This window comes from Sporosarcina sp. P13 (genome assembly GCF_002743055.1).
GTDB lineage: Bacteria > Bacillota > Bacilli > Bacillales_A > Planococcaceae > Sporosarcina.
In genome coordinates this window covers 1-1,367 of record NZ_PDYM01000085.1, presented here as the reverse complement: position 1 = coordinate 1,367, position 1,367 = coordinate 1, and the positions used below count along the sequence as shown (strand labels likewise).

The following is a 1,367-nucleotide window of genomic DNA, read 5'->3' as shown; positions in this document are numbered from 1 at the left end:
GGTTCAACGTCAAATGTTGGGGTGACCGATAATCCACGTCACCCTAAATGAACCCCAATTTCTTTATACTTAATAGTTAATAAGATCTTCGCTCTAAAGTGATCGAAGCGTCGATAGCCATAGGCATTGCGTTTCATCACTTTTGTTTTGTTGTTGATCCCCTCTAAAAAACCATTCGAATAAGGGAAGATAAAGCTGTTTAAGATCTCCACTTGCCAGTTCTTAAAGGTCTTGATGGCCTTTAGAAAGGCAGGAAGTTGCGCATTTTCTACCGTTTGATAAAACTCTTCCAGCTGCTCCTTCACATCCCCTACATCTTCAGCTGTCTTCGCCCAATCGAACCACGCGCAATAAGCTTCTTTTAATTCATACGCTTGGCGAAGTTCTTCTGACATCCCTAAATAACGATCTAGATACCAGCGTTCTCTTTCCGTCAATTTGGCTTTTCGCTTATACAATACATGCCGCATGCGTTTACACTTTTTTCGGTCATAGGCATGCCATTCTTTCTGTACTTTTCGGCGAACCTCGTCCAATGCCCAATAGATATAACGACAATAATGGAAGCGGTCTGCGACAATGACAGGACGTCCCAACGCCTTCTTCACCGCGGCTTTAAAGCTAGGATTCATGTCCATAACGACCAATTCTACATCTTCCCCATACTGCCGTAGATAATTCTGGATCGTTTCTTTCCGGCGGTTTGGAAGGATTTCCAATGGTTCACGCGTTTCGGCATTTGCGATAATGAGTTGGAATTTCCCTGCGTCCGTATCCCCCTTATATTCATCAATCGCAATGGCTTTGGGTAGACGAACTCCTTCAACCATTTCGTTTTTCGCAATCCGTTGAAAGCGCCGAATGATGGTAGAACTAGAACTTCCTAACACTTCACCAGCTTCTTTAAATGTTTTCGCTTTAACTGATCGTACTTGCGCGACTTGATTCCATTCTTTCGAGAAGCGTTGGTATTTATCGACGAAAGGCGCATGTTCAGAAAAACGTTTCCCACACGCACAGACATACCGACGTCGTTTGTAAAACAGCGTGGTTAGTCGTTCAAACCATTTGAGATGCTTAATTTTCTGCATGCGATAGTCATGAACTTTGGATGTAAGTGCACCGCAGCTAGGGCAATGATGGGCTTTTTTAGGCAAAGACACATACAGCACGGTGCGATCCCCAATTTCTTCTATCTTTTCAATGAGTACCTCTTTAAATCCTGGAATATTCATGTTAAAATTCATATGCACGTATCACCTTTCACTTTTACTTGTTTCTAGACAATTCAAGTATAAAAGAAATCGGTGATCACGTGTATTTTTTTATGCAAATTGTACGCATACCCCAACAAATATTATAGAACC

General features: G+C 42.1%; 1 protein-coding gene. It reads right to left on the bottom strand.

The window, feature by feature from the left end; genetic code table 11:
- Positions 1 to 38 precede the first annotated feature (38 nt).
- Positions 39 to 1,253, bottom strand: coding sequence for an ISL3 family transposase (locus CSV79_RS16515; protein WP_099690122.1), 1,215 nt, complete (start codon positions 1,251 to 1,253; stop codon positions 39 to 41).
- Positions 1,254 to 1,367: the final 114 nt, after the last annotated feature.